This window comes from Streptomyces lushanensis, assembly GCF_001700515.1.
Lineage (GTDB): Bacteria > Actinomycetota > Actinomycetes > Streptomycetales > Streptomycetaceae > Streptomyces > Streptomyces lushanensis.
Genome location: NZ_MAUD01000319.1, coordinates 1 through 7,652 on the forward strand (window position 1 = coordinate 1; position 7,652 = coordinate 7,652).

General features: G+C 67.4%; 7 protein-coding genes and 1 pseudogene. 4 read left to right on the forward strand and 4 right to left on the reverse strand.

Annotated features, from left to right (window positions below; all coding sequences use genetic code 11):
* Positions 1 to 689 precede the first annotated feature (689 nt).
* Positions 690 to 1,016, forward strand: a complete 327-nt coding sequence (locus BFF77_RS35285; RefSeq protein WP_141698511.1) for a hypothetical protein — start codon at positions 690 to 692, stop codon at positions 1,014 to 1,016.
* A 427-nt stretch (positions 1,017 to 1,443) separates the two neighbouring features.
* The gene (locus BFF77_RS24260; RefSeq protein ID WP_066953395.1) at positions 1,444 to 1,653 is read left to right on the forward strand and encodes a hypothetical protein; all 210 of its coding nucleotides are present in this window, start codon (positions 1,444 to 1,446) and stop codon (positions 1,651 to 1,653) included.
* Positions 1,654 to 1,865: 212 nt separating this feature from the next.
* Here BFF77_RS24260 and BFF77_RS24265 read toward each other — a convergent pair whose 3' ends face one another.
* From BFF77_RS24265 to BFF77_RS24280, 4 genes are all read right to left on the reverse strand, one after another.
* Positions 1,866 to 2,327: a hypothetical protein gene (locus tag BFF77_RS24265; protein WP_141698512.1), complete on the reverse strand. Its 462-nt coding sequence runs from the start codon at positions 2,325 to 2,327 to the stop codon at positions 1,866 to 1,868.
* Between the two features lie 121 nt (positions 2,328 to 2,448).
* Entirely contained in the window at positions 2,449 to 3,360 is a 912-nt protein-coding gene (locus BFF77_RS37075; protein ID WP_245703682.1) for a hypothetical protein, read from the reverse strand.
* Between the two features lie 114 nt (positions 3,361 to 3,474).
* A complete protein-coding gene (locus tag BFF77_RS24275; RefSeq protein ID WP_066953402.1) occupies positions 3,475 to 5,463 on the reverse strand; it encodes a hypothetical protein in 1,989 nt (662 codons plus the stop codon).
* Between the two features lie 212 nt (positions 5,464 to 5,675).
* Positions 5,676 to 6,110 carry a hypothetical protein gene (locus BFF77_RS24280; protein WP_066953404.1) on the reverse strand — a complete coding sequence of 145 codons (435 nt, stop codon included), beginning with the start codon at positions 6,108 to 6,110 and terminating at the stop codon, positions 5,676 to 5,678.
* Between the two features lie 151 nt (positions 6,111 to 6,261).
* Between BFF77_RS24280 and BFF77_RS35290 the strand changes: the two genes are divergently transcribed.
* Together BFF77_RS35290 and BFF77_RS24285 are read left to right on the forward strand one after the other, a co-directional pair.
* Complete coding sequence (locus tag BFF77_RS35290) at positions 6,262 to 6,489, forward strand: hypothetical protein (RefSeq protein ID WP_141698513.1); 228 nt, start codon at positions 6,262 to 6,264, stop codon at positions 6,487 to 6,489.
* 731 nt (positions 6,490 to 7,220) lie between these two features.
* Positions 7,221 to 7,652 (forward strand): annotated as a pseudogene (locus tag BFF77_RS24285) (DUF3631 domain-containing protein); the annotation flags it as partial.

Sequence of the window (7,652 nt, forward strand, 5' to 3'; positions counted from 1 at the left end):
CCCTGCGCACCTCGGGGCGGGTTGGGCCGGTCAGGCCGGCCACTCGTCCGGCGCCCGCCCCGAGGTGCGCAGGGGATCCGGAGGTCTCGGCTTCCTCTGGTGCCGGCTTGGACTGGGAGCAGGGCGGCCTGGGCTGTCGGGGGCCGAGGGTTCCGGGCCGGGCGGAGCGTCCGGCTCGGCCTTTTTCCCGGCCCTTCGGGCCCGTGGCGGTCTTTACCGGGTGGTGGTTGCCCGGTGATGCCAGCCCCCATCTCCCGGCTGCGGACGCGCAGCTCCCGTCGGCGGGTTCAGGAGGTGTCCGCATTCATCCGTACGCGGCTGAGGATGTTCACAATGCCGCCACCTGTGCGGGCCCGCGAAGTACAGGCGCCTGCGTGTCTTCGGTCTGCGCATCGGGAATGTGTCGTATGCGCTTCGTTGTCTGTGCCGGTTCTGTACTCTCATAGGGCGGCGATCGCCCTTGGTGGGCGACGGAGGCGGGGCCCACTCGGGGCCCCGGATTGCAGCGGGGGCTGGCAAGCGCCGCCCCGCGAGTCACCTCTGACCACCGAGCCAAGGCGCTGCTCTACGCTCCGGGGTAACACAGTTCTGCCTGAGTCGTTGCGCTGGCACCAACTCAGTCCAAGCCACCATGTGGCCGGACTGAGCCTGCCCGCCCTGTCCGGCCCTTGATCGAAGGGACTCGGACGTTGGACCGCATCACGCTCGGACTGCTTTCTTTCTTCGGCCTGTTGGGCCTTGTCTTCTGGCTCGGCGGCCGGCTGGCCACCAAGGTGTCGGAACTCGTCATCTCGTGGCTGAAGGCGCTGGCGGACATTCGAGGGGCACTCCGCGAATTCCGCAGCGATGGCCGCAACCGGGCGACCCGAGCGGTCCCGGCTTCGCCCAGGGATGACGACGGGCAGGCAGCGCCGCAGTGGCTGGCGTGCGCACTCAACTGGTCCGGTTCGTGCAACGCGTGGGATGGCAGCCGCCTCGCTGCCCGTGAGCCTCCTGCGCGAGGACATCGGGTTTAGATCTGGCGTTCCGCTGACGCATCTGATCTGTGACGGTAAGCTGACGGCTGCCGACTCCGAGTAGCAGGGTCAGTATTGCCGAGCGTGCGCAGGACCGGTCCCAGCGGGCTGCAGTGGTCAACGTGCACGTTGGTGGGGGAGAGCAACCCTCGCCCGCTCATGCGGCATGGAAACCACGAAGCAGAGGAACACCCGCCTCCCGGTCGCAAAGGGGGGAGCGAAAAGTCCCCGTCGGGGCGGTAAGGAGTCTCCCCAAGGGGGGCTCAAGTCCCCTTCAGGGGCGTGCTGTTAGCTGCCGCGAGGTGGCCGTAGGACTAAAGACTGAGTTCGCGCTGGCATGAATCTCAGTCCGTAACCACTCGATTTCCTTCTCGATGTGGGCGGACTGACGCATGCCGTGCATCCGCCCCGGAATGGCGGAGATGTCATGACCAGCCTCTCGGACCAGTCGCCGGCCCTCTTTCTCCTGTTCGCTCTCGCGGCGGTGGTCATCGGCCCCCCGGTCATATGCGGGCTGTGGGGATGGTGGTCGGCGAGACTGCACCGCGTATGCACGTTGCTGCGAACCGTCTGGAGACGGCTTGTCGTATCCCTGCGTGAAGCGCTGATCCGCTTTCTGGACGAAGCCGACCGGTAGTCCCCCCGCCGGGGTGCCTCGAGCGGACGCCTCGGCAGTCATCCGGGCCCGCCTGCCCGTGGCGAGAAGCCGGTCGCTCGTGCGCCCCTCTGTTGCTGCCGCCACGGCGGCTCCGGAGTCGGCAGACGCCACGGGTCCGAAAAACCGGGAGGAGTGCTGGCGGTCCGCCTCGGTGCATCCGAGGCGGACCCGAACGGCTTGCGGGGTGGTTGTCAGCCGAGGGTCAGCGGGCCGTCGGGTAGCCAGCCTCCGATGAACCCGGTGATCAGCAGGGCCACGCCCTCGGGGGAGATTTCGCGTCTGCGGCGGCGTAGTTCCTCCGCGCCCCACAGTGCGTGTCGCTCTCCCGCGTCCCGGGCGAGAGCGGACTGACGTCTGGACACGCGTACGATAAACACCCGCGACTCGGTCTGGCGGTCGAGCTCCCATGCCTTGCTCATGGGGGATTCGTGGACTCCGTAGAGGGCGGCGAAGCGGGGCCGGTCGATTCCGAAGCGCTCCTTCAGGAACTGGGTCGCCTGTCCGCTGAAGTCCGCCCCGGAATCGAGGCGGACCTGCGGCACCGTCCATCCGTGGCAGCACGATCCGCACACCAGCAGCCGCTGGCGGTCGTCGAGCAGCAACAGAAGGACACGGCGGTCGAACCGGGGCCAGGGGATGTAGGGAACTTGCACGCACGCCATCTTCACGAACTGCTACTCAAGTGGCAATCCTTGGTGAGGGTGTGTCGAAGCGGGCCGGGATGATCCGTGGCCATACGGGGCCGCCGCCGCTGTATAGCGGCGGCCCCGGAACTCACAGGGCGGATGGTGGTTTGGCGGGTGCTTGGTCGGCCGACGGTGTATCGAGATGGTGACCGGCCGCGCGGTAGCCCATTTCGTCGGGACGCAGCTGGACGCGGGACCGGCGCCAGGTGGCGTCGAAGTCGTCTCCGGTGCGTCGGGACAGCCGCCAGGCCAGCCAACTGGTCCTGGGCGCAAGGAACCACCGCCAGCCAGTGGCGCTCACCGGCCGTGCCCGATCCACCCCGTCACGGAGCCCTTGGCCTTGGTCATGTTCCGCCTCCGGTGGCTCGGTGTGTACCAGGGCCGCTTCGGCCAGCGCACTGACCCTGGCCGCATGAACTGGACGCTCGGCTGCGCGCATGCTCGCGACCAGAAGCCCGTAGAGCATCTGCTTCTGCGCAGGGTCGGGGAACGAGCCGAAGAACTCTCGCACCGCCTCCACCAGGGCATGCTCGACCGGCTGCTCTCCAGGTGGCCGGTAGCTGGCGAATGCCTCGGCGGCCTCGGACGCCTTTTCCTGCGCCGCCTTGGTCCACCCCGTGCCATCCGTTTCGAACCACCGGGCCAGGACAGCGGCGGGGCTGGATAGCTCCAGCGCCAGCGCCGAGGTTTTTTGCCTGCGCCGGACATCAGCGACGGTCTGCTCGCGCTGCGCCGCCAGTAACACGTCCACCGCTCGCGCGTCGCCGGGGAGCAGGCCGAGTGTGACCGTCGCGTCGAAAGCGACAGGCGGCTCGCCGACCAGTTCGCGTGCGCGGCCCAACTCGCGGGACAGAAGGTCCTGGACCGAGGCGACATCCACGGCTGCATGCCGCTGAAGAACGTCGGCAGCCGCATGCCGCAACACGATCCGGATCTCGTTGGCCAGATCCCGCGCCGGCATCGGATACGGAGGCCCGCTGCGCACCGTCGCACTGATCACCGCGTGAAAGGCTATGCCTTCGTGAGTGCTGTCCAGACGGGCCTCGAACCGCCCCAGACAAGCCCGCAGCTCCCTGGCCTCGCGCCGTAGCCTTCGTTTCCCTGACAACACCTCTCACCCCTCCTTGTGACCGGTGATGGTCGGGAAGGGACTCATCTGCGCCGGCAGACGCAGGTCCGAACGGAGCTCGATGACCGCCTCGTCGTAGGAGACACCTGGCTCACCGATGACCAGCGCGGAGATCGGCACGCTCATCAGATGCCGGGCGATGACCCGGTTGAGGATGTCGGTGACCAGCTCACGAGGCACGACACCGTCCGCCCGGGCATGGGCCCACTGGTGAATCAGGGTGCGGCACTCGGAATGCACGACCGGGTTGTCCAGCGCCGCACTCCAGCCGTTGACCAGCGCATCCTCGATCGCAGTGTCACGCTGCGCCGCCGCCAGCATCACCTGCAGCACGAACGGGTCACTCTCCGGGTTGAGCAGCGACAGGAAGGCACGGTGCCCGGCCACGCTGCGGGTTTCGGTCGCCCACCGGATCACCGCCCGCCACACGCGAGGAAGCTGGTTGTCGGCCGCGGCCATGGTGCGCAGAGCGGCCTCCGCCCGTTCCACGGCCGGCCCGCGCTTCTCCTGGCCCAGAATGTGCCGCAGACGAACCAGCGCCTGGCGAGGGAAGTGCTGGGCGAAGTCGCCCTGGCAGACCAGTGCGACGACCTGTGTCACGGACTCCGAGGAGTCCTGCGCCCAGTTCAGCAGCCGCACCCGTACCGCCGGGCCCAGCTCGTCGGCTTCCGCGGCCCGTGTCAGCACGTTGGCGATCAGCAGCAGGTGCCCCTCGTCACTGCTCGCGTCGATCCACTTCTTGATCTTGTCGATCACGCGGATGTCGTTCTCCGTGATCGCCAGTTCCACCAGCAGGTCGCTGATGGGCGCCAGGCGCCGAAGACCGCTCTTGCCCGACACGACACCGTCGAGCCACTTCAGCAGCGGATCGTGGACATCCGCACGCTGATGCCACAGGTGCAACAGCACCGCTCGCGCATAACCGGGCCTGTATTCGAAGGAGGCCCGGCGCCCTGACACCTCCGCCCCCACGCCGATGAGGCGGTCGCTCAGGTCCGGCCCCGAGAGAATCTCCCGCACGGTGGTGCCGACGAGCTTCTCGCCCAGCAGGTCACGGGCACCGTCCTGGATGACCAGCACGTCCTCGCCGTCATGGAACAAACCGGACACCAGCAAGGCCCGGTCCTCCGGCTTGTCGATGGTGGATTTGAACACGCCACCCACCTCGGCGGACCACTCCTGAAACTCGCTCAACGCGGTCTTGACGCTCTCGGGCGAGCCGTCGACAGCCGCCAGCATGGAGGCCAAACGGGCTCCGTCCCGGGGGGCGGAGCCCTCCCTGAGCAGACGCGCCGCGGGGCCTTCGGGACTGACTTCGGTCTCGGGGGCGATCCAGTCCGCCCGGCCCGGCTTGCCGTACAGATACTCCAGATGCGCCCTGGCCACCAGATACGCCGAGGGTCTGTCTTTCGCCCGGACCAGGGCTCCCACCGGGACCAGGGAAGCATCGCGAGGCCAGCTCCGCTCATCGGCGACCACGACCAGACACGATCCAATGCGTGCAAGCTTCTCCGCATGGGCCACCAAAGCTGCCGCCGCACGCCCCGGAGCCGTCCACTCGGACAGCTCCGCGGCGACATCCAGCAGATAGCCGGTGTTGGCCGCGTCGGGTAGCAGCGACATATCGGGAAGAGACGGATCCTCCCAGTCCGGCTGGATCTCTTTCAGCTTCATGGGTCTGCCCGCAGCGACACGGGACCGCGATACCTGCCACAGCGCTCGGATCCCAGCCGTCCGCTTCCCGTAGCCCGCCGGGCCCATCAACACCGCCAGTCCGGAGCTTTCGGCGGACAGCGCGTCCACCGCGTCGGAAGCGGTGGGAACCGACGTCGTGCTCGTGCCCCGGACCACCCACGCCTGACGGACCACCCTCAGTTCCGACTCCGCGATGTCGGTCACCGTCAGCGGCTGCTTCCCGGACATCGTCACGGGGCCGGCGGCCACGACAATCCGTGAGTCCCGGTTGCCGATCACCCGGATATCCAGAGACCTCGGACCGCTTCCGAGTCCTGCTGCCCCCGACGGGATCTCCTCCGAGACCGTCTCGGGTCCAGGTTGCGGCCCAGCCTCAGACTCGGGCACATTCTCAGACGACGGATCCAGCTCGGCGCTCTGGTCCTGCGATTGCGGCCGTGGGTTGTGCGAGAACTGCGGCCACGGCGGCGGGCCACCGCCGAACTCCGAGGTCACTGGTCCGACCCCGGACTGTAGGTGAAGGTACCGCCAGTGATCGAATGGGCCGACATGATGACCTGGCTGTTGCTGTTGCTGTGCGCGGTCAGTTTCGCCCCGGGAGCGGTACCCGACTCCCGCTCCCGCACCAGCGCCGCCAGCTCCGTGACCGCATCCGGGTACTTCTGCAGAAACGCGGCCAACTGGATCGCCAGCATGCCGCGTACTTCCTCCAGTACGGCTTCCCGATCGGTCTCCGTGCTGTCCAGCACACGCGCATGCCACAGATCGAGGACACGCAACTCCTCGCGGGCCCTCTGATCGCCGCCCCGGCGGAAGAAGCCCACCAGCGCATCACGCACCCCCTGCCAGCCCGACCTGGCCATCTCCGCCGCCAGTACCCCCGCTCCGCTGGTAACCACTTCCACGACGTTGAAGGCATCCGTCATGCCATCCCCCTTACGACTCAAGTGCCGAATGAAATTTGACAGCCCAGAGTGTGAGCTAGACCAAACCCTGGCAATCGAAATTTTGTTCTCGTCTGGAAATTCTCGGAAGAGGCGGGGGGTGTGGGGTGGAAGTGGTGCGTGAGGTGATCGGATGAATCATGGAATGGCCTGGTCGAGCGCCATCTTGAGCTGCGGAAAGCAGCAAAGCGTGACCCTGAATGGAATGACCGAAACGAGACTGGCCTGGTGCGACGGTGCAGGTTTGGTTGGCCCTTATCAAGAATTGTTAGCCAACGGAAAAGGTGTGCGCTTCTCGGCGTGTCGCATATCAGGAAACCCGGCGCAAGAAGTTCTGCAGAAGGGTGCCCTGGGCGCCTGAATCATCGAAGGCGCGACTGGTGGGCTGGCCGAGCGCACCCGTCCGAGCATGCAGCTAAGCGGGTCTACAACCGGAACTACTCACCAAAACGGACATGCCGTCCCACCCCCGCACTGCCGACATCTGACCGCATCGAGTCCCATCCGCAGACATCCCGCCGGAAACTCGCAGGTCAGAAGGTATACAAGAACGTGCAGCAGCGCGCAGTGGCAACGGGGGCGACCTCGGTAACCCCTATCCGCTAGGCTGTCAGCGGTCAGTCGACCTCCAGGGCGCTTGCCTGGGAAAGTGTCCCTCCGGACCTCACCCGACAGCGCCCCGACGGAAACCTGACCAGGGCGTTTGCCTCATCCCGCCCGGTACCCCCCACTGGGGTTTCCGGCACGGTTTTCGGCAAGCCCCTGCCTTCGTGGGATCTGTCTAAAACGACATCGCCCCAGTTCAGGGGCTCATTGAGATCAGCTCCAAAACGGCTACTGCGTGATTCAAAACGCCAGGCCCCTCTCGCGCCCGCAAGCCGACTCTTAGAGCAACGGATCTCAAGCGGCCAACATGCGTACCCAGCGGGTGCCGCGGCCGAGCACAGCAGGTTGCCGGATGCGCACCATCCCGGCTCCCTTGTGGACCCCCTGATGGCCCCCGGGGAACCGCACCTGAAGAGCCGCCTACCCCCTCGAGTCACCCCCCTCTCGAGGCCCCGAGCGCCCACGCAAGAGCAAGGCCTCTGACACCCGGTCATGCCGGTCGAGGACCGGGCGGCCGACACCTGGGAACCGCTGGTCGTCGTCGCCGATCTCACCGACGGGCCGTGGCCTGCGCGAGCGCGTACGGCCTGCCGGGTGATGACCGACTACGAGGCCGGCCCGGACGAGGAGGGCAGTCTGCGCACCCGCATCCTGCTCGACATCCGCCGCGCCTTCGCCCCCGAGGGCGCCCCCGCCCTCATACGCACCAGTCGCCTACTCGACCACCTCACGGAGAACAAGGAAGCGCCGTGGGCCGAGTACGGCTCGGGCGGTCTGACCGCGCGCGGCCTGCAACTGCTGCTGAAGGACTACGGCATCGGCTCGGCCAACCGGCGCTTCCCCGAAGGCGTCCAGGCCAAGGGTTTCGCCCGCGCCCAGTTCGTCGACGCCCCGCACCAGCGGCCCCGGTCTCCCCTC